23 protein-coding genes are annotated in these 23,172 nt (G+C 46.2%); 6 read left to right on the top strand and 17 right to left on the bottom strand.

What is annotated here, in order from left to right:
- Positions 1 to 23 precede the first annotated feature (23 nt).
- Complete coding sequence (locus H6H02_RS17640; protein ID WP_190820101.1) at positions 24 to 851, top strand: hypothetical protein; 828 nt, start codon at positions 24 to 26, stop codon at positions 849 to 851.
- A gap of 130 nt (positions 852 to 981) precedes the next feature.
- Here H6H02_RS17640 and H6H02_RS17635 read toward each other — a convergent pair whose 3' ends face one another.
- The 11 genes from H6H02_RS17635 to holA all read right to left on the bottom strand — a co-directional run bounded on the left by H6H02_RS17635 (position 982) and on the right by holA (position 12,798).
- Positions 982 to 3,093 carry an ATP-binding protein gene (locus tag H6H02_RS17635; protein ID WP_190820099.1) on the bottom strand — a complete coding sequence of 704 codons (2,112 nt, stop codon included), beginning with the start codon at positions 3,091 to 3,093 and terminating at the stop codon, positions 982 to 984.
- Between the two features lie 177 nt (positions 3,094 to 3,270).
- Positions 3,271 to 3,972, bottom strand: a complete 702-nt coding sequence (gene urtE, locus H6H02_RS17630) for an urea ABC transporter ATP-binding subunit UrtE (RefSeq protein WP_190820097.1) — start codon at positions 3,970 to 3,972, stop codon at positions 3,271 to 3,273.
- A gap of 62 nt (positions 3,973 to 4,034) precedes the next feature.
- Positions 4,035 to 4,814 carry an urea ABC transporter ATP-binding protein UrtD gene (gene urtD, locus H6H02_RS17625; RefSeq protein WP_190820095.1) on the bottom strand — a complete coding sequence of 260 codons (780 nt, stop codon included), beginning with the start codon at positions 4,812 to 4,814 and terminating at the stop codon, positions 4,035 to 4,037.
- Positions 4,789 to 5,955, bottom strand: a complete 1,167-nt coding sequence (urtC, locus tag H6H02_RS17620; protein WP_199329308.1) for an urea ABC transporter permease subunit UrtC — start codon at positions 5,953 to 5,955, stop codon at positions 4,789 to 4,791. The genes urtD and urtC overlap by 26 nt, the downstream gene beginning before the upstream one ends.
- A 30-nt stretch (positions 5,956 to 5,985) precedes the next feature.
- Positions 5,986 to 7,146 carry an urea ABC transporter permease subunit UrtB gene (urtB, locus tag H6H02_RS17615; protein WP_190820093.1) on the bottom strand — a complete coding sequence of 387 codons (1,161 nt, stop codon included), beginning with the start codon at positions 7,144 to 7,146 and terminating at the stop codon, positions 5,986 to 5,988.
- A 218-nt stretch (positions 7,147 to 7,364) separates the two neighbouring features.
- Complete coding sequence (gene urtA, locus H6H02_RS17610) at positions 7,365 to 8,702, bottom strand: urea ABC transporter substrate-binding protein (protein WP_190820091.1); 1,338 nt, start codon at positions 8,700 to 8,702, stop codon at positions 7,365 to 7,367.
- Between the two features lie 140 nt (positions 8,703 to 8,842).
- Entirely contained in the window at positions 8,843 to 9,460 is a 618-nt protein-coding gene (gene ureG / locus H6H02_RS17605) for an urease accessory protein UreG (RefSeq protein WP_190820090.1), read from the bottom strand.
- Positions 9,461 to 9,563: 103 nt separating this feature from the next.
- Positions 9,564 to 10,265: an urease accessory protein UreF gene (locus H6H02_RS17600; RefSeq protein WP_190820088.1), complete on the bottom strand. Its 702-nt coding sequence runs from the start codon at positions 10,263 to 10,265 to the stop codon at positions 9,564 to 9,566.
- Between the two features lie 155 nt (positions 10,266 to 10,420).
- Complete coding sequence (gene ureE, locus H6H02_RS17595) at positions 10,421 to 10,864, bottom strand: urease accessory protein UreE (protein ID WP_190820086.1); 444 nt, start codon at positions 10,862 to 10,864, stop codon at positions 10,421 to 10,423.
- A 96-nt stretch (positions 10,865 to 10,960) separates the two neighbouring features.
- The gene (locus tag H6H02_RS17590) at positions 10,961 to 11,437 is read right to left on the bottom strand and encodes a DUF4168 domain-containing protein (protein WP_190820084.1); all 477 of its coding nucleotides are present in this window, start codon (positions 11,435 to 11,437) and stop codon (positions 10,961 to 10,963) included.
- Positions 11,438 to 11,775: 338 nt separating this feature from the next.
- Positions 11,776 to 12,798, bottom strand: coding sequence for a DNA polymerase III subunit delta (gene holA, locus H6H02_RS17585; protein WP_190820082.1), 1,023 nt, complete (start codon positions 12,796 to 12,798; stop codon positions 11,776 to 11,778).
- 34 nt (positions 12,799 to 12,832) lie between these two features.
- Here holA and H6H02_RS17580 point away from each other — a divergent pair, with 34 nt between their 5' ends.
- The 3 genes from H6H02_RS17580 to cbiE all read left to right on the top strand — a co-directional run bounded on the left by H6H02_RS17580 (position 12,833) and on the right by cbiE (position 15,681).
- Positions 12,833 to 13,618, top strand: coding sequence for a DUF1868 domain-containing protein (locus tag H6H02_RS17580; protein ID WP_190820080.1), 786 nt, complete (start codon positions 12,833 to 12,835; stop codon positions 13,616 to 13,618).
- 49 nt (positions 13,619 to 13,667) lie between these two features.
- The gene (locus tag H6H02_RS17575) at positions 13,668 to 14,285 is read left to right on the top strand and encodes a cobalt-precorrin-8X methylmutase (protein WP_190820077.1); all 618 of its coding nucleotides are present in this window, start codon (positions 13,668 to 13,670) and stop codon (positions 14,283 to 14,285) included.
- Between the two features lie 109 nt (positions 14,286 to 14,394).
- The gene (gene cbiE, locus H6H02_RS17570) at positions 14,395 to 15,681 is read left to right on the top strand and encodes a precorrin-6y C5,15-methyltransferase (decarboxylating) subunit CbiE (RefSeq protein ID WP_190820075.1); all 1,287 of its coding nucleotides are present in this window, start codon (positions 14,395 to 14,397) and stop codon (positions 15,679 to 15,681) included.
- A 27-nt stretch (positions 15,682 to 15,708) separates the two neighbouring features.
- Here cbiE and H6H02_RS17565 read toward each other — a convergent pair whose 3' ends face one another.
- Positions 15,709 to 16,590, bottom strand: coding sequence for a type II CAAX endopeptidase family protein (locus H6H02_RS17565; protein ID WP_190820073.1), 882 nt, complete (start codon positions 16,588 to 16,590; stop codon positions 15,709 to 15,711).
- A 226-nt stretch (positions 16,591 to 16,816) separates the two neighbouring features.
- Positions 16,817 to 17,245, bottom strand: a complete 429-nt coding sequence (locus H6H02_RS17560; RefSeq protein WP_199329307.1) for an AbrB family transcriptional regulator — start codon at positions 17,243 to 17,245, stop codon at positions 16,817 to 16,819.
- A 452-nt stretch (positions 17,246 to 17,697) separates the two neighbouring features.
- Here H6H02_RS17560 and H6H02_RS17555 point away from each other — a divergent pair, with 452 nt between their 5' ends.
- Entirely contained in the window at positions 17,698 to 18,717 is a 1,020-nt protein-coding gene (locus H6H02_RS17555; RefSeq protein WP_190820071.1) for a succinate dehydrogenase/fumarate reductase iron-sulfur subunit, read from the top strand.
- Positions 18,718 to 18,748: 31 nt separating this feature from the next.
- The gene (locus H6H02_RS17550; RefSeq protein WP_190820069.1) at positions 18,749 to 18,952 is read left to right on the top strand and encodes a chlorophyll a/b-binding protein; all 204 of its coding nucleotides are present in this window, start codon (positions 18,749 to 18,751) and stop codon (positions 18,950 to 18,952) included.
- A 155-nt stretch (positions 18,953 to 19,107) separates the two neighbouring features.
- Here H6H02_RS17550 and H6H02_RS17545 read toward each other — a convergent pair whose 3' ends face one another.
- From H6H02_RS17545 to H6H02_RS17530, 4 genes are all read right to left on the bottom strand, one after another.
- Positions 19,108 to 20,295, bottom strand: coding sequence for a TRC40/GET3/ArsA family transport-energizing ATPase (locus tag H6H02_RS17545; protein WP_190820067.1), 1,188 nt, complete (start codon positions 20,293 to 20,295; stop codon positions 19,108 to 19,110).
- 51 nt (positions 20,296 to 20,346) lie between these two features.
- Positions 20,347 to 20,730, bottom strand: coding sequence for a DUF2358 domain-containing protein (locus H6H02_RS17540; RefSeq protein ID WP_190820065.1), 384 nt, complete (start codon positions 20,728 to 20,730; stop codon positions 20,347 to 20,349).
- A gap of 23 nt (positions 20,731 to 20,753) precedes the next feature.
- The gene (locus tag H6H02_RS17535; protein WP_190820063.1) at positions 20,754 to 21,323 is read right to left on the bottom strand and encodes a hypothetical protein; all 570 of its coding nucleotides are present in this window, start codon (positions 21,321 to 21,323) and stop codon (positions 20,754 to 20,756) included.
- Between the two features lie 102 nt (positions 21,324 to 21,425).
- Positions 21,426 to 22,697 (bottom strand): DUF4912 domain-containing protein, encoded by a 1,272-nt coding sequence (locus tag H6H02_RS17530; protein ID WP_190820061.1) that lies wholly within the window; start codon positions 22,695 to 22,697, stop codon positions 21,426 to 21,428.
- Positions 22,698 to 23,172: the final 475 nt, after the last annotated feature.

Genomic DNA, 23,172 nt, shown 5'->3' with positions numbered 1-23,172 from the left:
AAGTTTTTATACTGGAGACTCTCATGGCTGTTCTCAGCTTTGCAAGCTTAAAAGATGAATACCAACGACTCTTTGATAGCTGCAAAATCGCTAAAAATAAACTTGAGCAGATAGATGATATTTTGGCTATCATTGATACAAATCGAGCGAGATATGATGTGGTAGAGAAGAAGCTGTCGATTCCTTGGTATGTGATAGCTATCATCCACAGTATGGAATCTTCCTTAAATTTCAGTACCCATCTTCACAATGGAGATCCACTGACAAAAAGAACTATCCGCCAACCAAAAAATCGCCCCTCTAGTGGCAATCCACCCTTTACATGGGAAGAAAGTGCCATTGATGCTTTAACTTTTGATAAATTTGACCAATGGAAAGATTGGAGCCTTCCCAACATTCTTTTTAAGTTAGAAGGCTACAACGGTTGGGGTTATCGCCTCTACCATTCTGATGTTTTTTCGCCTTATTTGTGGAGTGCTTCAAACCACTATACTAAGGGAAAGTACGTCGATGATGGCACCTGGTCAAATACAGCCGTATCGCAGCAATATGGTGCCGCCGTGCTTCTGCGCCGAATGACCGATAGAGGAACAATTACTTGGGATAACTCAGAAACCAGTGAGAGTGAAGAAAAAGAAGTAGAGATTCAACCTGGTAAAAAGCAACCTTTGGTATATTATTCACCGGATTCTAAGATTGATAATGGCAAGGAACTGCAACAGTTTTTAAATCAATTTCCAGGCATTTATTTAAGTGTGGATGGTTGTCCTGGCGACAAAACTTCCGAGGCTTTTCAAAAAGTTACAGGTTACTATCTTTTTGGAGATCCTAGAAATGAAAATCAATCGTAAATTGTAAATCAAATATTAATTTACCAAAAGGTAAGTATTGCTTATAGCTGCTAAAATTTCGATGGATTAAAAATTGCTAGCTTGCTTTTCGCCTTTCACCTTTCACTCAGAAATTAGCAATTGTCAAGAATTACCAATTTGTTTGTTTAACTTGTTGAGGTAATTCAATGATAACTTCTGTTCCCTGTCCTGGTTCAGAAATAATATCAATACTGCCTTGATGGTGTTCTAGGATTTGGTAACAAACAGTCAGCCCTAAACCCATGCCTTGCCCGACGGGCTTAGTTGTAAAAAAAGGGTCAAATATTTTTGATTTAATTGCTGTAGGAATTCCGGAACCGTTATCTTTGATTTTGATGGTAACTTGTTTGGCTGCACTGAATTCAGTTTTAATATAAATCCGTTTTTCAGTTTGTTGGAGAGTTTGCAGCGCATCAATTGCATTACTTAGAATATTCATAAATACCTGGTTAAGCTGTGCCGGATAGCATTCAACGGGTGGCAGAACGCCGTACTGCTTAACGACATGAATCTCTGGATTTCCGTCTGTATTCCAGCTTCCGCCTGATTGCAAGCGATGCTGCACAATTAGCAAGCTGCTATCAATTCCTTCATGAATATTGACTCGCTTCTTTTCGGCTTCGTCGAGTCGGGAAAAGTTTCGCAGTAATAGAATAATTTGACGAATGCGATCGCTGCCAACTCTCATGGAAGAGATAATTTTCGGTAGATCGCTGGTTAAAAAATCGAGATCGATCTCTTCAATATATTGTTCTATTTCAGAATCAAAATATTTTTTTTGATAGCGTTGGACGAGATTAAGTAGATTTTTGGTGTAGTCATTGATATGGGAAAGGTTAGCATGTATAAAATTAATCGGATTATTAATTTCGTGGGCAATACCAGCAACAAGTTGACCCAAACTGGACATTTTTTCAGTTTGAATGAGTTGCGCCTGCGCCCTTCCCAAATTACGTAGTGCTTGACTGAGCTGTTGAGCATTGGTGGTTAAGTCGGCATTTAGTTGCTGTAGTTGATCGTGCGCTTGCTGTAATTGTTGATTTTTTTGCGAAAGCTCTTCAGTACGCTGTTGTACTCGTTCTTCAAGAGTCTGACGCGCCTGTTCTAATTCCTCAGTGCGTTCTGTAACTCGTTGCTCTAGGTTGCCGATGAGGGCTTTGAGCGCCTGAGCCATTTCTTGATAAGCATGAGCGAGTTGACCAATTTCACCACCCGCGCCGATACCAGGAATAGGCGTACTCAAATCGCCTGCGGCTAAGGTTTTGCTGCGTTCGGAGAGCTGGATAATCGGGTTGCCGATTTGTTTGGCGAGCAGGTGCGCGATCGCAATTGATAACAAGGTAGCCAATCCCAGCCCTAGCCAAATCACACGGTTTAAATTGATGGAAGCTTGATTAAAATACTCTGAGACAATTTGAATTTTGGCAATGGCAATCGGCTGATTGCGGGAAGTAATCGGTGCGTATATCGTATTCAAACCAGATTCCGGTTCAATCCGATAAACTGTTTTACCTTTTTGAATTTTGCCTAACACTCGCGGCTTTAAATTCGCTTGTTCCCAAGGCTCAATACTGGATTTGGCGTTGCTAGAAATAATCGGTTTGCCATCTAGAGAAATGACTTGCAGCTTAGTAGTAGGTTGAGAAAAATTTAGAAAATTACGCAACCAAGTTTCATCTAAATTCTGCCCTAAAATTAAAGTTCCGGGTGACTTCCCCTTACCATCGCTTTTGTAAACAGGCGCTGTTGAAAAGAGCAAAATTTGAGGTGAGCCGCTATCAATCAACATCGTCTCTGGTTTGTTGGTAGCGATCGCAGCCGTTAACCGCTTAGCTACATTCGGAATTCGCAAAGCGTCACCTCGCTCTCCCAAAATCTCTCCACTCCGATTCACCACTTTCACATGATCGACATCGGTAGAAAGAACAAGTTGGTCGGAGACTTCCTTTTTGATCCAAGCCTCATCTTGCTTCTCAATTGCATTGTATAAATCCGTCCAATTTGCATAGCTAGAGGATAAGTTTTGCAATCCTTTCTCAGTAGCCGCAGTGTATCCCCGAAAGGCTAAAACTTGATCGTCGAGCCGAGTCTTTTCTAAGTCGATGAGCGGCTGCTGCACAAACCGCCACGCTACAACACTCAGGAACATCACGGGTAGCAAAGATGCCCCAAAGGTAAAAATTAGCAGCTTGGGCTGAAGCTGTTGCAGCCGCTTGAACATCTCTGATTTAATATCGATGCGGTATTTCGTCCTCCAGACAGATAATCTGTCACAAGGCTCTCCACAGTTTAGCGGCTGTGACTGTAAAGTGGCGGCTCTATTTTCGGAGGCGTAAAAGCGCCTACCTTGAGAACGACAGTTCTGCGGGTTCCTCGCAAAGATTTTTAGCGATCTACGTCAGACAGCCAGAAACCGTTGAATTACATCCTGACTGAGTTCGCTAGTCGAGCCAGATGCGACAATACCGCCTTTTTGCATCGCGTAGTAGCGATCTGCTTGCCGGACAAAATGTAGGTGTTGCTCAACCAATAAAACCGAAATGCCGGTAGATTCAATAATGCGGCGTACTGCTGACTCAATTTCCAAAATAATCGAGGGTTGAATGCCTTCGGTGGGTTCATCGAGTACGAGTAACTGTGGCTTCCCCATCAAAGCGCGAGCGATCGCAAGTTGCTGTTGTTGTCCTCCACTTAAATCTCCGCCCATTCGAGACAGCATCGTTTTTAAGACGGGAAAGAGGGAAAAGATTTCTTCTGGGATTTCTTCCTTACCACTTCTGCCCTCTCGTCGCGCCTCCAACCCCAGCAATAAATTTTCCTTTACTGTCAAGCGCGGGATAATTTCTCGTCCTTGAGGAACATAACCAATTCCTAGCCGCGCCCGTCGATCTGGAGATTTCTCGGTGATCGTCTCATCAGCAAAAGTAATTGTACCGCTACGGGGTTTAAGTAGCCCCATAATTGTTTTGAGCAAAGTTGTTTTACCAACACCATTGCGTCCAATTAGACACACCATCTTCCCTGAGGGGACGCTCAAATCTACATTTCGGAGGATATGGCTTTCACCGTAATAGACATTTAAATTAGAAATTTGCAGCATTTTATTGTGCTTGGTTAAATAAAGGGCGATCGTTTTAAAATTGCTTAATTTAGCGCTTCTTTTTAGTCCTCAATTTCTTGAAGCGCTTCTCCCTGAGGGTCTAACTGCTCTCCTAAATAAACTTCTATGACGCGAGGGTCATTTTGTACTTCCTCAATCGTGCCTTCACACAACACTGAGCCTTCATGCAACACAGTTACTTTACGAGCAATTTGGCGCACAAATTCCATGTCATGTTCAATGACCAAAATAGAATGACTGTGAGCTAATGCGATAAGTAGTTCCCCAATATTGTCAGTTTCTTCATCAGTTAGCCCTGCAACGGGTTCATCAACCAACAATAAATCGGGCGACTGAGCAACTAACATTCCAATTTCTAAGCGTTGCTTCTCCCCGTGAGAAAGTAACCCGGCGCGGATATCTGCTTTTGCACTTAAGCCAATCGTTTCGAGCAAACTCATTACTTTGCTCCGTTCGCCAGTAGCGGGACGCCCAAACAGAGTTGACAAGACATTTTTATTGCGATTGCAGCTAAGTTCCAGGTTGTCGCGAGGTGTCAAGTTGAGGTAAATGCGAGGAGTTTGGAACTTTCGACCAATTCCCAATCGAGCGATTTGATGTTCGGAGAGTGCTTTCACATTTCTCCCCTTAAATAATACCCGTCCCTCAGTCGGTTGTACCTTGCCGGTAATGACATCTAAAAAGGTTGTTTTCCCTGCACCATTTGGCCCAATTACGACCCGTAATTCTCCGACATCCATGCTGAAATTCAGATGGTTCAGCGCTTTAAAACCGTCGAAATTAACCGTTAAATTTTCAGTTTCTAATATTTTCGCGTTCATGCTGTACCTCTGGGTCTTCTTCAAGGCTAGGATAGGTTGCCACTTGCTTGTTCCGCCCTAGAAGTGTCAGCAGGTGCTGGAAACCTTGATAGCGCAGCCAACCGACTACACCATCGGGAAGAACAGTTACCACAATTAGGAATAATGCTCCCTGGAAAAATACCCAGATACCCGGAAATTTCTCACTCAAAAGACTTTTGGCAAAGTTGACTAATAGCGCCCCGAATATAGCTCCGATTAAGCTTGCACGACCTCCCACTGCTACCCAAATTACCATTTCAATCGAAAAGGCAATATCCATTGCTTTCGGTGAAATTAAACCCGACTGGAGGGTGAATAAGGCACCCCCGATTCCAGCCAGAGCAGCGGAAATCGCAAACACCACGACTTTAAATCCTGTGGGATCGTAGCCAGAAAAGCGCATCCGGCTTTCATCATCCCGAATCGCAATCAGCACTCGTCCAAAGCGATCGCTCGTCAGCCATCGGCACAAAGCATAAGCAGCTGCCAAAAACAAGACTGTCAGCGTGTAGAAAACAAATTGAGTCTGACTATTGCTGACAGATGCCCCTAATAATGTTTTGAAGTTTGTTAAGCCATTGGTGCCGTTAAAGAAACCTTGCTGCCCATTGAAGAAATTAAAAAATACAATCGTTGCCGCTTGGGTCAAAATTGAGAAGTAAACTCCCCGAATCCGGTTGCGAAATACTAAATAACCCAATATTGCGGCTAATAGAGCGGGAATTATCACGACAGCGGCGGCGGCAAATCCAAACGAATAAAACGGTTGCCAGAACCAAGGCAATTCTGTGATGCCGAAGAGGCTCATAAATTCTGGTAAACCGTTCTTGAGAGGAGCTAATTGCAAATGCATTGCCAAGGCATAGCCACCGAGCGCAAAAAATACACCATGCCCCAAACTGAGCATACCCGTGTAGCCCCAAATTAAATCAATGCCGAGGGCAGCGATCGCTAACGCCAAAAATCGCGCCAGTAAGCTGAGACGAAAGCCTGTGAGAACTGCTGGCATCACGAAGATAAGGAGGAGAGCGATCGCAATCGTCACCCCCACTTCCATTAGCAGCAATCGTTTGCGTTGCTGCTTCATCCCTTTCACTTCAAGCACTGCATCCAAAATCATCGCCTTGAGCCTCTGCGTGATTGTCTTTGTTTAAGCATCAACGCTACGTCCCTTCTGTGGGAAAATTCCCCCTGGACGCACCTGAAGGAACGCAATAATTAAGGCGAATACCATCACCTTCGCCATACTGGTTGTGCCGAAAAACTCAAATAAATCCACTAAAGGCTTTATCGGTGCCACCATTGGAACCAAGACTTTAGAACTGATTAAGTAGTTAATGGTGCCAATTCCCATCGCTGCCACAATACTGCCCACCAGCTTACCGACACCACCGACAACAACCACCATAAATGTATCGACGATGTAGTTCTGACCTGTATTGGGACCTACAGAACCCAGCAAACTAATTGCACAACCGGCGATTCCAGCCAATCCAGAACCCAAAGCAAATGTAATGGCATCAACTTTGGCAGTCGGAATTCCTAAACAAGCGCTCATACTGCGATTCTGCATGACTGAGCGAATTCTTAATCCCCACGGAGAACGTTGCAAAAATACATAAATTCCAGCAACACAAACAATGGTTAGCCCAATAATAAATAGCCGCGTATAAGGCATCTGTAATGTGCCCAGCCGCAGCCCTCCTCGTAACCAGTTCGGTGCGGTTACGTCCACATTTTGAGCGCCAAACCAAGGCTTCGTGACAGCCAGTTTGTAAGTTTGTCCCAAAAATGCCCCTGTAGCACTCGCAACACCTAGAGATATTGGCAGCATTATTGCAATTACCCAGTTACGAATACGCTCAAAATCTGGGCGACGAGACAGAACCCACAAAGCCCCAAAAAACAAAAAGCAAAATATCGCAATGCCAATCACTAACACCCAGCTAACACTGCGAGCAAACTGCTGCAAAATTAGACTAACGCCCCAAGTTGCTAGCAGTGTTTCTAGAGGTCGTCCGTAAAGATAACGAATTACCCCTCGCTCTAAAACTAATCCCACAGCCGCTGTCACCAGGAAAGCCAAAATCAGGGCAAAAATAATATAGGTTTCAGACCAAGGCTTGCCCAACATTTTGAAGCCATTTTGTACAACAAAAGTTGTGTAGGCTCCCAGCATCATCAACTCACCGTGAGCTAAGTTAATGACGCCCATGAGTCCAAAGACAATAGCTAGCCCCAGCGCCGCAATTAACAGAACCGCACCGATACTAATTCCATTAAAAATCCCATCCAGCAATCCTGCTATCACACGCTTCCTCAGTCATTCATCATGGGTTATAGGTCATTTACTTTCAAAGCCTATAGATTGGCTTGAGGTAACCAAACCCAACTCCCGAAGATTCGTTAGGTTGTGTTACCTCAAACGCCACCTCGCTCTACGAGGGAAAATCCAGGGTTTTCCTGTAGTGGCTCAACCTATTTTTTCTAAGAAATGAGGGCTAATAACTAAAGACTAATTATTACCTCTTAAATCTTGTACTGACCACCTTTTTTAGAATCCGACCAGTCACATCCCAAACCCTTAGTGGCAGCAACGAATTGATTCCAAGGAACTGGCTTCACTGCTGCTTTCGTCTCGTAGACAATCTTAAAGAGACCGTCATCTGCGACTTCACCGAGTCGTACAAACTTAGAAATGTGATGGTTACTTTCCATCGTTACGGTGCCTTCTGGAGCCTCAAAAGTCTGACCTACCGCAGCCTTTCGCACTGACTCTAAATCGTCAGCGGTTTTTGCTTTCTCGACAGCTTGTTTCCAGAGATAAACGGCGATATAAGCGGCTTCCATCGGGTCATTTGTTACCCGATCTGGACCGTATTTTGCTTTAAAAGCTTCAACAAATTGCTTATTCCTTGGGGTATCCACCGTTTGGAAGTAATTCCATGCGGCATATTGACCTTTGAGATATTCGGTGCCAATTGCCTTGACTTCTTCTTCGGCAATACTGACAGACATTACAGGATACTTATCTGGTCCCAAGCCTGCACCTTGCATCTGCTTGAAGAAAGCCACGTTACTATCGCCATTGAGGGTATTAAAAATGACGCCGCCATCAGGCAGAGCCGCTTTAATTTTAGTGATGATGGGTGTAACTTCTGTATTGCCCAGTGGTAAATAATCTTCACCGACGGTTTCGCCGCCTTTTGCCTTTAACTGCTCTTTAATAATCGTATTCGCGGTACGCGGAAAAACGTAATCGGAGCCAACTAGGAAGAATTTTTTGCCTTTATTCTGCAATAGCCAATCGACTGCTGGCTCGATTTGTTGGTTGGGGGCAGCACCCGTGTAGAAAATATTTTTGGAACACTCTTGACCCTCGTATTGTACGGGATACCAGAGCATATGACTTTTCTCTTCAAAGACTGGCAGCACTGCTTTGCGGCTGGCGGAAGTCCAGCAGCCGAAAACGGTGACAACTTTATCCTGATCGATTAGCTTTCTCGCCTTCTCTGCAAAAGTGGGCCAGTCGGATTGACCATCTTCTTCAACTGCTTGAATTTGCTTGCCGAGGACGCCACCGGCTTTATTAATCTCCTCAATTGCCAGCAGTTCGGCATCTACGACGCTGTTTTCGCTAATCGCCATCGTGCCGCTGCGAGAGTGCAGAATCCCCACTTTGATGGTGTTGCCTCCACCGGCAGCCGCAACGGTTGTCGCGCTAGGAGAGGGAGACGCCGCCGTTGGGCTGGCAGTCTCAGAGGTGGAAGAGGGGGGAGTGCTGCTACAAGCTTTGAGAAGAATACTGGTTCCCAGAGTAGCAGAACCGTATAGAAGAAATTTACGTCGTCCTAATCGCCTTGCCATACCGTTACCGTACTCCTGGCTGAATCAGCCTAATGGTAGAGAACATATACAGTTAAGCAGTGATATTAGAGCGATGTTCTGGGAAAGAATTGTTATCAATGATACAAAGAATCAAATTTTTGGATCGTCTCTAGGAAAGCTCAGCAGGCTGTTTCGGAAACTTCGCCCAGATTTAGGCGGATAAAGTCCACTACAGCGGTTAATCCTTGCTGAGTCTTCAAATTCGTAAAGATAAAGGGCTTTTCCCCACGCATCCGCCGTGCATCGCGTTCCATGACCCCTAAATCTGCTCCGACTTGAGGGGCAAGGTCAATTTTATTGATTGCTAAAAGATCAGATTTAGTAATTCCAGGCCCACCTTTGCGCGGAATTTTGTCACCGGCTGCAACATCAATGACGTAAATTGTCAAGTCCACCAGTTCTGGGCTAAACGTTGCCGCTAGGTTATCGCCACCACTTTCTAAAAACACTAAGTCTAAATCAGGAAATCGCTGTTCCATCTGTTCAATGGCGGCGATGTTCATGGAAGCGTCTTCGCGGATGGCGGTATGGGGACAGCCGCCAGTTTCGACACCCAGGATGCGATCGCTCTCCAATGCGTGACTCCGCACTAAAAACTGGGCATCTTCCTGGGTATAAATATCATTCGTGACTACAGCAATTTGATATTTTTGCCGCATCGCCTTACATAAGGCTTCGACTAAGGCAGTTTTTCCCGAACCCACTGGGCCAGCGACTCCAACCCGAAAAGCATTCATAAAATTTGCAAATCGCGAATGGCTAATTGCTCATCGTAGCAAGACAATTAACGATAAGCTATTCCCAGCTTTTACCAGCGATGTTTTTTTGTGCCGATTTGTTTTAACTCCGAAATAAGCGCGTGTACTGAGTTTCGTGAGCGATACTCGCTAAGGCTAACCCCCAGCCGCAACTACTGAGGGCGTCATCTTCTAACCCTAAAATTTCCTTGGCAGTCTGGATCAGGATGGGTTGTAGTTCTAAGAGTAGCTGTTGCCCAGCCGTTTGTCCGAGGGGAATCAATTTGACTCCGGCGGCGATCAAATTGGTTGCCCAGCTGTGTAAGTAGCCCAGGAGGGCAGATGTAGGGTCGATTTGCCAATGGGCGGCAGCAATGCCGAAAGCGATCGCATAATTACAAGGATTCCCAATCCCATCCGCTATTGACCGAACCTGCGGCTGTAATTCCAAAAGCAATCGAATGAGCGATCGCCCCATCTGCCAACTTTGCGCTTGTAACTCTTGTGTTTCTTTAGCCGCAGATAACCAGACATTCCAGTAATTTAAAGCCTCTAAATCCCCGGCAATTGCCCCTCGATATCCCCGGATCATTACCCCGGCTTCCAACCGAATTGCCCCATAACCTAGTTCCTGCTTGAGCCAGTGTCTCAAATGTTGGCAGTTCTCAATTACACCAGCATCAACGAGGGTTTCCAGCCCTTCGGAATAGCTATAAGCACCCACTGGCAAGGCTGGACTCGCAAGTTGCAAAAGACACAGTAGGTTAATTGGAAAATCGGAAATCGGTAATTGCTCGTTGGTCATTATTGGTATGTAGGTAATGGGGAAGAGTTTTAAGGGATTAAGCCTTGAGTTTTGTATCGGTTCTCGTTAAAACTCAGACGCGATTATCGCGTCTCTACAACTCAAAACTCAAACCTCAAACCTCAAAACTCCCCCATTACCGATTACCCAATTCACTAAGCGTGATGATGCTGTCCATAGGCACCCATTTCTGGATAAAAAGGCGAGATTTCCTCTCGTACCTCCATCCCCAGATGTTCCAACATTGACTTCAAAACTGGGTCGGGAGATAACCGCAATTGAGTAGCAGCGATTTCTATCGGTACATGGCGATTGCCTAGATGATAAGCCGCCCGCAGCAAATCTAGGGAGTTCTGGGTAGTCGCGGTGAGAACGGGTTCCGGTTTAGCCACGATTCTCACTACGATATCACCCGTTTCAGATTGGAGGAGATCGCGATCGCGCAACACAGTTCCTCTGGGTAAGCGCAGATACAAAGCTTGTCCCTCAGCAGTTTCAAAGCGATAGCGGCTGCGCGTGCGCTCCTCGGCGGTCAGAAAAAGAGTAAAGTTTACCGATGCATCCAAATTGGCGGGAAAGCGTTGCGTTATCCTTAGCATCACTGGAATGTTTAGTCAGCAGGTTAGGTGATGCTACTAAAGCAGCACAGATGACATAAAAATCCAATTCAAACAGGGTCAGTAAAAGTTTATTTTTTACTGAGCTTGTAGACGGATCATTTCATTTTTTATCTGTGCTGCTACTTCCGAATTTTTTTGCGCCTCTACCGTAATTAGGTTAAATTCTTCAATGGACAGACCGTTGCTCTGCACAATCTTTTGAGACTGTTTGCAGTAATTTATGGCAATGGCTTGTGCATTTCCTGGAAGCGATCGCAGGCTATTCGGCTGGCTACAAGCAATATTTGGAGGGCTGCCCACGATTCTTTTGATCTCGTTATAGGCAGCTTGGCGACCCGGTTCCATCGCCAAAACAGCCCTGGCGAAGTTGATTAGTTTCTGAGTGCTGAAGGTTTGAGCGTATGCCTGAGAACTAAAGTCAAGGCTATGGGAGCGCTCGGATAGACCAGGTGCAAAACCTAACAACAGACTTAGAGCAGCGAGAGTACCAACACTCAGGCATTGAGATAAGACTCGATTCAGAGAGCGACGTGAACTGTATAAAGTCATCATGATCTAGTGCGACCAAAAAATAGAAAATCAAAACACACACGGATTACTTTTTCTGAACTGTTTTAAGGGTGAGAAGTTCCAGCTAGAGATGGGCATTCATAGATTTACATCCCGTGTTGGTACCTCAGAAAACAGAAGCCTTCTCCCTACGGAGTAGGATCGAGTAGTAATCCACAACTAACTACGGATATTAAGAGTGTGTGGATTTTACCACACTTTCGCATAAAAAGCGGGATGTTACTAAAGCTGTAACGATTGGGCGGTATGGGTAGCGCTTTCCTTCCTACCTCTAGGTGTAAAGGTAGGGAGGAAAGAATTCCTTCTACGTATTCATGCTTTCATTGATACAATTGGCACAGTTCTATCACTTTCATTTGTAGCGTTGAAATGGGATCAGCTCCTCGCTTGAGGGTGACTTCCAATTCCAGGAGTAAGGGTAAGGTTAAGGTGAGTTGATGCACAGAGAAGTCCTTGACTTCTTGGCGGAGAAAGTAAATTCGTTTAGGGTTGCCGATTTCTGCCGCAGTAGCGATCGCTCGTTCATCTCGCTCACCGCTCTCTATCATCAGTTTCACCCACAACCAGGTGCGAAATTGACCGATTAAGGTGGCGACAATTCGCAAAGCGGGTTCGTTATGACCGATCAAGTCTGCAACCAGCGAACAGGCGTGGGCAGTATTTCCCGCTCCGATCGCCGATACGAGCTGCAAGCTATTTTGGGTATTAGATGTTACTAGAGCAGCAACGACTTCGAGGGCGATCGCGTCCTCTTGGGATACGCCTGCTTGATCGGGGGCGGCGGGGAGACCCTTCGGGATACCGGCGTAAACCTGCAACTTTTCCAGTTCGTTCCAAAGTTGTCTGGTATCATTTCCCACAGATTGGGCTAAAAGTTCGGCAGCTGCCGGGGTTAGTTTCACCCCAACTTGCTGGGCAACCTGACGCACCTTTTTTAACAGTTCTTCAGTTTTCCAGGGTGGGATGAGAGAAAATTCTCGAATATCGGCATGGTTTTGCAGCAGCTTCGTAGATCGGAGACGCCCATCGGGTTTAGAGCGAGTCGTCAGCAAGAATACTGAAGACTCAGGAATCGCCGGTATTGTACGTTCCAGTTCAGCCAGTAGTTCTTCCGAACAGTGCAGGCATATAGTAGTATCAACCAACCATACCAAACGGTAGGCGCTGCCAAAGGGTGGTGTCATCGCCTGGTTTAAAGCAGTGATGACCGCATCGGGTAGCGCTTGAGAAATTTTGTCATAGTTAAAGTTAGCCCATTGGGGGTCGAGAATGCGATCGCGCAGGGAGTCAACAGCTTTTTCCAGGGCAAAATCATCCTCACCCCAGTAGAGGTAAATTGGCATTAAAGCATCTCTGAAAAGTACGAGGCTATTAAGATTGGACGAGACTTATCACACTTATTTAAATCGGGTAGCACGGCTAACACTACCCGCAACCTACGAGTCCCAAGTACAGCATATACAGGAGTCTCCGAAGTTTAAGCCCTCCCCGTCAGGGACAAGACAAGCCGTGCCTTTCCCTGGCTATTCGGTGATCACGCCACCTGCGGGGGAAGAATCCGAGAATGCGACGTTTTACGAAAGCTTGAAGGCGTGCCAAGAGCAACTCCTACAGCAGCTAGATCCTGGTTTTATTGTGCCAGTCCCCGCTGAGAGTTTTCATGTAACCTTAGCAGATTTGATTTGGGACAGTGCTTATCGGCACGCCACGAGTGAGAATCCGGAGTTTGAAGAACAACTGCGCGATCGCATTGCTCAAATTTTCGAGCAGTCCCAGCCATCTCTCACTGGCGGTAATCCGATGCTTTGGCAGTTACTGGGATTGATGGTAATGCCCCGTGCAGTCGCGGTTTGTTTAGTCCCCAAGGACGAAGGCACTTACGAGCGAATATTGAAGTTTCGCCGGTTTATCTATCAAAGTCAGAGTTTGATAGCTTTGGGAATTGAACAGCAATATCGTTTTACTGCCCATGTAACGCTGGGCTATTTTGGCGATATTTCACCGGATTTGAACCGCGAGCGCTTGTGTGAAAAACTTTCCCAAATCAACGACAAATGGTTGGAAAATTCTCCAGAAATCTGGACACACCAAGCGCAATTGCGAAAATTTGAAGATATGACCTGGTACGATCGGGAACCTGATTGGCCCGTTTTAACTTTTTAAAAACAATCGGCTAATAGCGTGTAAATCGCTATTAGCCGACTCCTGATTTATGAGCTTACCCATTCATCCCATCCTCCAGCAAAGTTTTGCTCTCATCGATCGAGAAATTGGCGAACACAGCTTTAACACCTCCGAGTACGCAATTGTACGTCGCGCGATTCACAGCACCGCTGATTTTGAATTTGCCCAATTAATTCGATTTAGTGAGGGGGCGATTGAAAGCGCGATCGCTGCCTTGCGCCGTCGTGTGCCGATTGTTACAGATGTTGGCATGGTCAAACAGGGAGTGGCGGGAATGGTGGCGCAAACCTTTGACAATCCCCTCATTGCCGCTGTGGAACAAGCCAGCGTTGCTCTCCCCGGCAAGACGCGCACGGAAACCGGCTTACTGAAATGTTGGCAGGAATTCCCAGAGGCAATTTATGCGATTGGTAATGCCCCCACGGCGCTGCTGGCGTTGTGTGCAGAGTTACCCTCAGCAACCATTCAACCGGCTCTGGTTATCGGCGCACCTGTTGGATTTATCTCCGTAGTGGAGTCAAAAGCGGTACTAGAAAAGACGCCTGTACCCCAAATTCGGATCGAGGGGCGCAAGGGCGGTTCACCCATTACCGCCGCGATTATGAATGCTTTACTTCTATTGGCTTGGGAGGCAGAGAAATGTTAGGGATTCGCTGCCTATTTAGCGTCACGACAAATAGATTTGCAATCTCTGTAGGCAAGCCTAGTCTGTGTAGCGGCGACTTCCCGCTACCCGGTGCATTCAGCCGCTATTCATGACACTTGTACACGTTGTTGGAATTGGCTTGGATGGTGCAGATGGTTTAAGTCATGCTGTGCGGGAGATTGTAGAGCAGGCGACGCTGTTAATCGGGAGCGATCGCCATCTCTCCTACTTTCCCGATTGCCCCGCCCAATGTCTGATTCTGGGTGATTTAGCAAAGGCAGTGGAGGAAATTCGCGATCGCTTGTCTGCGGGTTCTGGCGGCATTGTCGTATTGGTAAGCGGAGATCCCCTCTTTTTTGGATTAGGACGGCTGTTGGTGGCTCAACTACCCTCAGCAGAATTAACGTTTCATCCACATCTGAGTTCGGTGCAACTGGCTTTTAACCGGATTAAGGTTCCTTGGCAGGATGCGCGTGTCATCAGCGCCCACGGGCGATCGCTTGATGAGTTAACCCAAACGCTACAACAGGGCATTGAGAAGATTGCTGTATTAACCGATACCCAGAATACGCCGGAAGCGATCGCTCGTTTGTTACTCGCTTTAGATTTACCCAGCACTTATCAGTTCTGGGTTTGTGAAAATTTAGGTGGTGCCGATGAGCGAGTTCGGTCTTTTCCCTGTGTCGGGAAACAATTAATGGCGTCTCTACAAGAGCAAGATTTTGCTTCTTTGAATGTCGTTGTCTTGCTACGTCCGTCTGGCTCAGAGAGTAGGAGTAAAGAAACCGCATCCCTACCGGATATAGATGCGCTGCCGATGCTGGGAGTCCCAGATCGGAGTTTTTTGAGTTTTAGCGATCGCCCTGGCTTGATGACGAAGCGGGAAGTGCGGATTCTCGTACTGGGAGAACTAGCACTACAGCCAGGACAAATTATTTGGGATATTGGGGCAGGCACCGGCTCAGTTTCGATTGAGATTGCCCGTTTATTTCCTAGTTCTCGCGTGTATGCGATTGAGAAAACGGCTGCTGGCACGATGTTAATTCAGCAGAACTGCGATCGCTTCCAAGTAGAAAATGTGATTTCGATTCATGGCAGCGCCCCAGAAGCTTTGTGCAATCTCCCGGCACCCAACCGCATCTTTATTGGCGGTAGCGGCGGCAATTTAACGGAAATTCTCAATATCTGCAATTCCCATTTAACTGCTTCAGGGCGCTTGGTACTGGCACTTGCCACGCTGGAACACCTGAATGAGGCTTTGGGTTGGTTATCGCGTCAGCAATGGGACTATCAGGTGTTACAAGTGCAGCTATCGCGTTCTGTGCCGGTCGGATCGTTGACTCGGTTTTCCCCGCTGAATCCCGTCACGATTCTGGCAGCAAATCGTTCATTTTAAAGATGCTCATTTTAAAGAGGCATCATTTTAAAGATAAATTTGCCAGATTAAAATCCCCGTTCCCAGTAGACAAAAAATTCCCGCCGCACCCGCCAGAGGCTTTTCTCCCAAACCAGTTACCCAAGCCGGAACCATGCCGGTGTAGCGAATCACTCTCGTCGTATCCAAACTTGCGATCGCCCAAATCCATCCAGCATGAAGTCCCCATGCCAAGCCGAGATTTCCATCATCACAGATACGAGCCAGCACTAATACCATTCCCATCAGCCATAATCCCGGCAGCTGAGGCAGTGTTTCCTGCTGTTCCCAAACTAAATGAAGCAGCGCAAAAATTAAGCTGGAAATTGCCGCCGCCACCCAAGTTGAATAATCTTGCTGGAGTTCCGTAAGCAGAAATCCCCGAAAAATTAACTCTTCAATTCCACTAATCAATAATCCCAATAGTAATGTTGGTAGCAAGACAGATCCGGCTACCGACCACAGATTTTGCGGTGGGTTCTGTGTATCTTCATTGAGGGGATTCTCTTGAGATCGCCACTCAATCCAGCCCAACACTTTTTCAATGCCAAATACCACTAGCAGACTTAGCACCCCTAAACCGAAGCCTTGTCCTAGTGAAATGAATATTGATGCTTTCCAGTCCAACCCATAATCTGAAAAAAAAGCCCCCTCCACCCAAGCGGCACCCCATACAATCGCAGGGGCAATTAAGTAGAGCGAAGCTAATAAAGGGAGCTTTTGCTCTACAGCCAATGGGTGAAAGGGTCGCCATTTCAGCACGGCTGCAAAAGGAATCGCAACTGGCAACCAAAGAACTAGCCAGACAATGAAGAAAGCGATCGCCTTCAACACAGCAGGAGTTTGTGCAAGTGATGCCAGCCACCAATCGGCTCGATCAAAAATAGGCATTGTTAAAGACAGCTTTCATTGGCTCAAGCGTAACACCTTAAGTTTGGGAAAAAACTGCCTTATTTACCGCTGGGGGTAAGCATGAACCCCCGCAGCTTTTATGTCTAGTCTACAAAAGGTGTATTTGCTTTCCCTAAGATGCTCCCTTGAAAGGAGAGGCAGTTGATTCTTTCAAATTTCTCGATGAATTTGTTAGAAGCAACGCCATATCAGAAAGCATTACCGCTTATGATGCAGTCGCCACCTCACTTTCGCTTTCATCACTGGTATCGTCTCCAGTTTTACTTCCGCCATCCACCTGAATTAGGTGAATATGCTTGTAACCCAGCTTAATTTCAAACTCATCACCAGGCTTTAATCCCATTGCCTCAGTGTAAGTTGCACCAATAACAATTTGGCCATTTTTGTGTACGCTTACACGATAGGTTGGTTCGCGACCCCGACCATCTTTTGTTCCTTCTGGATCGAGGGGAACACCTTTAGCGCCTAAAACTGCGTCATAAAAGTCTGTTAAGTTGACGCGAGTCTGGTTGTTCTTTGTTACGGTGTAATAGCCACAGCGTTTTGCTGTTTCTCGCCGTGGTAAGTGTGAAAGCTCTTTTACTTTTTGAAGCAGTGCTTTCCCTGTCAATGGAGCTGTTGCGGTTTCACTCATCGCTATATGCAAAATACACTTCAATCTACAGTATAGTAAAGAGCGTCTTATGCCAATATTTGGCTGACTAAAAAAATATATCGTTAAGTCACTCAACTTTCACAAGGATATTTACAAGGGTCGCCCTCAAATTCTTAGATTTCAGCAAAATTGCGTAATTTGGTAAAAGTTGAGGTTCTTACTACCAGATAGCAGACCTTTAAAGGAGCGACTAGAGACTAGAGACTAGAGATTTTGTAAAGTTTAAAGTATAAAGTGTAGAGTATCTACTTCTAAAAATCTATCTTTTGGAGGGGAAAGCAGGAGAGATGTCTGTTCTATCCTTCAAGCCTTCAGTATCTAAAAATCAGCCATACCCCCTAGTCAAGTCATGACAAACAAAGCTGGATTTATCTACAGATCCTAAATTCAGCTTTAGACTAGAAGTTAAGAGCAATGAAGAGCTTTGAAGCATGCAAGTCCTTTTTAAGGTCATCCGGCAGGAGCAAAATTCCTCTCCTGTAGTACAGACTTACACGTTGGATGTCGATCCTGGTAACACGATTCTGGATTGCCTAAATCTTATTAAGTGGGAGCAGGATGGAAGTTTAGCTTTTCGCAAGAATTGTCGCAACACAATTTGCGGCAGTTGTGGAATGCGAATCAACGGTCGTTCCGCTTTGGCTTGTAAGGAAAATATTGGCAGTGAAGTGCAAAGGCTGCAACAGATAGCAGCGAGTGCTACCCCTTCAGATGCCTTCCAAAGACCCTTAGATGCCATCCCAGAAATCACTATCGCACCAATGGGCAATATGCCGGTCATTAAAGATTTGGTGGTGGATATGCGGAGTTTTTGGGATCATCTTGAAGTCGTTGAACCCTATGTGAGTACGGACGCAAGTCGTGTACCGGAACGAGAGTTTTTGCAAACACCCGAAGAACGCGATCGCCTCAATCAAACAGGCAATTGTATCTTGTGTGGTGCCTGCTATTCTGAATGCAACGCCCGTGAGGTCAATTCAGATTTTGTAGGTCCCCACGCCCTTGCAAAGGCTTATCGAATGGTCGCGGATTCTCGCGACGATGAAATAGAATCCCGTTTGGAAAATTACAACGAAGGCACCAAGGGAGTCTGGGGCTGCACCCGCTGTTTTATGTGTAATACGGTTTGTCCGATGGATGTGGCACCAATGGATCAAATCGGCAAAATTAAACAGCAAATTCTCGACCGCAAGGACGATCAAGCCAGTCGCTCAATCCGTCACCGGAAAGTATTAATTGATCTAGTGAAAGAAGGTGGTTGGATTGATGAACGTCGGTTTGGTTTGCAAGTTGTGGGAAATTCTTTTCGAGACATCAAGGGGATGATTAGCCTAGGGCCACTCGGATTAAGAATGTTGGTTCGGGGTAAGTTTCCTTTAGGGTTTGAGCCATCTGCTGGGGCTGAGGTAGTGCGATCGCTAATTGAATCTGTCCAAAGCCTTGAGTCTTAACCCATATTGAATCACGATTGAAGTAAAAGCAATGAATCCCGAAACAACTTCTTCCCCAGAACAATCACCCACAGAAATACCCGCAGAAAATTACAACCAGCCAGAGCCTGCTTTTGGCTGGACACTCTACGCCGAGCAAATCAACGGGCGATTCGCAATGATAGGATTTGTTGCTTTATTGGTGCTGGAATTTTTCACCCATCAGGATTTCTTTACCTGGCTGGGTTTGCGCTAATCCGCACTTAGGACGGATGGATTTGTTAAACGGCAAATCCATCTGTAGATGCCTGGATTTGTGAGTCGCCAATTCTATGCTTTAGGGGCATGGCACAAACCCGCCCCTACACATCTCATCTAGATTCTGCCTTAATATTTACCCGAATTAACTAGCTACACCTGAACCGGGGTGCTAAACCGGATTTTGAGATAATCATCCTCCATCTTTGCTCCAGCCGGTTGCAGCGCTGCCAAGGCTTGCGGTAACACCAAATTGCGGCGGTGATTGCCTATTGTAATATTTAATTCATCGCCGGTTTTACTTAGTTGGATATTATCTTTGGCAATACCGGGCAAGTAAAGTTCTAAGCTGTACTGATTTTGGTCTTGCACAACTCTCAGCGTGGTTTCCTTGTAATACACCTGAGTGGGATCTTCATCTTTATAGAGCGTTTCCTTTAAACGTTCTAAAGCCTCTAACCCACACATTTCTTCTGAGTAAAGTGGAACTTCCTTGACTGGTAAGGGATGGAAGTTTTCGTGAATTTCCTGCCGATATTGCTGCTGGCTTTCTTTCCAACGTTGAAAGAAAGGGTCGGTCACTTGGTCGGGAATAATCCGATTTGCCACCACTAAATCCGTAGCAACATTGTACAAACTTAAATAAGCATGGGCGCGGAGAGACTCTTTAATTACCATTTTTTCGGGATTGGTGACGAGGCGCACCGAAGTTTGAGTATTGTCACTCAATACTTTTTCTAAAGCTTCAATCTGCTCATAGAATTCAAAGGGAGCGTCCATTACCTCTTTATCAGGTAAGGAAAAACCGGCAATCGGTCTGAAGATCGGTTCAACTAGAGGTCTGAGCGCTACTGATATGCCCTGTAACGGCTTGTAAAAACGTCTCATATACCAACCGCCGATTTCCGGTAGGCTGAGTAATCTTAGAGCCGTGCCAGTAGGAGCTGAGTCAATAATTAAAACGTCAAACTCGCCTTCATCATAGTGACGCTTCATGCGTACCAAACCGAAAATTTCATCCATACCGGGTAGAATTGCTAATTCTTCGGCTTGTACGCCTTCTAAGCCTCTTGCCTGCAAAACTTGAGTAATATAACGCTTAACTGCGCCCCAATTGCCTTCCAATTCCATCAAAGCGTCTAATTCAGCCCCCCACAAGTTTGGGCGAACCAGTCGCGGATCGTGCCCCAGTTCCAAGTCAAAACTGTCGGCGAGAGAGTGAGCGGGATCGGTACTTAAAACGAGGGTTTTGTAGCCGAGTTCGGCACAACGCAAGCCAGTGGCGGCGGCGACAGAAGTTTTGCCAACGCCACCCTTGCCGGTCATCAAAATTACGCGCATGAATGCTTTTTTCCTATCTGAGAATTGTTTACGTTACTTATTATTTTTTCTCTATTTTAAGGGTAACAAATGTTGCTTCAACACATTGAAACGCGAACATTTCCAGTAATCGATATGAGAAGCAATCATTCCGTCAGTGTTGAGTCGTAACTCACTCCAGCCGGGGATGGCGATCCGAGGCTTCCACGGCAACGGGGTATTCCAGCTCAAAGTCCACTCAAGTTGAATTGTGTCTCCTGATTGGCGAATGTCATGTAAATCCATCTTGACGTTCATAAACCAGGTTTTAATAAAGCCAATCATGAGTTTGTAACGCTCAAGACCATTAAATTTGTTCAACGGATCTTTGAAAAAGACATCTTCTGCATAGATGCTGTAGGTTTGATTTTCTGGAAATCTTTGGTAGTCGTCTTTGAGGATTTGAATAATGTCCATGAGACTTAGAGAATGACAAGAAGCTACGGTTCGATTTCAGTCCAAAGGCGTTCTAACTGACGCCGCCATGCTGCCAGCACTTCTTCACGAGCCTCTGGAGGCAGATCCAGATCGCCCATGAGACCTTCTTCGTAGAATCGATCGAGGGTTTGAAGTGTTGCTTCTAGGGATTGTCCTTGCTGCTTGGCAGCCAGGATAATTTGACTAATTCGACTTTCAACGAGCTGATTAAAGCAGTCAGATAAACCTGTCTGATGCAGAGAAATGAGTCGCGCGATCGCTCCTGAAAAATCCTCTACATTTAAAGTCTCAAGGTTGTGCTGAAACACGCCCCATAGTACCCCTTGATTCAGGGCGTAACGAGTCTCCTGAGTGTCATCAAAGTTGGCTTCTAGCAGCTGTTCTACAAACGGTTGCGCTTCTTGAGCGGGTGCAATCGGTAAGAGAACTCGCAGCCAAGAACCGTCATCGGAAAGTAGCACTAGCAGCCTCATCTGAGTCGTTTCTACTTGCCACAAGCCGGGGGCAGTTGCTTCAATCGCTGCGGCAGTAAAGAGTTCTGTAAGGGTTTTGGTAATGTCTTCAGGTTTCATAGTTTTCAAATAATAAACCCCCAGCTAATGCCGGGGGAAACTTCAAAAGACAGAAGATTGAGGACAGAAGGAGGAATTCATTCATGCCTCATGCTTCTTTTTTTAAGAGAGCCATTCCTCGACGGCTTCTTGTTTAGTGTTGGTATTGCGCGATGGAGTTTCGCGGTTAAACTTCATGTGAATTGAGCGGGTTTGCTCGCCATCAACCGCTACCGCCATAATCGGGTAGTCAATCAGACCATCCTGGAAGGACATCTGGAAGCGGAAGGTGCCATCTGAATTCAGCTTGATCGGACGACCGCCAATTGTGACTGTAGCATCTGGCTCGGTAGCACCGTAAACAATGAGTTCAGCATCAGCAACCAACCAGAACTGGCGAGGACGCATCGGGATGCCGGAACCTGAGAAGCCAGCACCGGACATTCCCGCACCAGACATGGTAAGACCAGATGTGGTAGGAACTGCCCACATTCCAACGCCAGAAGGGAAGACGTAGGAACTCAGAGCTTGGTCGGCAAGGGACGCTGACTGCATCGAACCAGGTACTTGCTGCATGGAACCAAACAATGAACCGGCTACCCGTTGAGCTTCGACAGTCTGAGCCATGCCAAAGATTTCGTCGTAAATGGGGTTGCCACCTGTTGTTACACTACTACCGTAGCCAGCCATTGCCATTTTCTTAGCAGGGGGAACCAGTTCGAGGAAAGTCTTGCCGCGCAGGTCTTCTTCCCAAGAAACGGTGATGAATTGGTCTTCAATCCAATCTGAAGGATAGACGGGAGGAACGCGGACGGGAGCGGAACGAGCTAAGACAAGCCAGCGACCATCAGCACAGCGGTAGCCGATGTCTACAGCATAGTCGCGATCGCTCACGGGCATCGGCAAATACCATTCCCGCGCTAGCTCATCGCAAGGATATTCTTGAATGCTGTGAGGGCTTTGATATTCTAGATTTACGTCGGTGACATCGTAGAGTCGCAGCGCTAGTTGTTGTCCTCCCTGACGGCGCAAATCTTCTTTATGATCGTTGGGGATATCCCAGTAGGTATATGCCCATTGCGGGTCGCGAGGCATCAGGACAACCCGGCTTTCACCGTAGCCACCCGGAAGATCCCCTAGACCTTCGTCTACGGATGCAAGGGTTCCACCTGTGCGATCTTCCTGACCCAGTTCAAATTTTGCTGCTTCCACTTCTTCTTGCGCCTCCACTATGCGAGTTGAACCGAGAGAAATCTTGGTGCGTTGGACTTCTTTAATTGCTGTTAGCAGTTGCTCTTTACGCATTCTGCTGTATCGAGAGATGCTGCATTCACTGGCAACTTTACGGAGTTGCCTTAATGTCATCTCTTCCAATGGTGGGCGTTCTTTTGCCATAACAAATAGTCTCCGGTAGTTTGGGCGGCAGTTAGGTTATTTCTCTAGAGACTGAATAGCAAAGCAGCACAAAATGCTATCTCGCATCTCTTTAACTTCGGAAAGTTGTGCCATGTTATCCCCTTGCTGAAATCCGTAACATCTCAATAGTTAGATCCAGTCTTGAATGAGCTGGTGTCACTCTCTAATAGGGGCTGTTTTTGCGCCGTCGAGAAGACTGACTGGCTTGCTTGGCTGGATTGAGAATCTAACTGAGCGCCCAGGATTTTAGAAATTTGCTGATTACAGCATTTCTTTGGGATCGCGGGATCGCTTTGTTAATTTCATGTTGCAGAAAAATACCGGCTTAGGTCAAGGGGTGTTTCAGCCGATTATAGGTATATCTACGAAGTTATAAGGGACTTGGGGATCGAAATGTCAGGGGATCTTGACATTCGCGAACGGATTGGGATCGCCGTAATGTGTCAACTTGTTG

The organism is Coleofasciculus sp. FACHB-1120 (genome assembly GCF_014698845.1).
Lineage (GTDB): Bacteria > Cyanobacteriota > Cyanobacteriia > Cyanobacteriales > FACHB-T130 > FACHB-T130.
The sequence above is the reverse complement of the archived record's forward strand: the minus strand, read 5'-3'. Positions and strand labels throughout refer to the sequence as shown.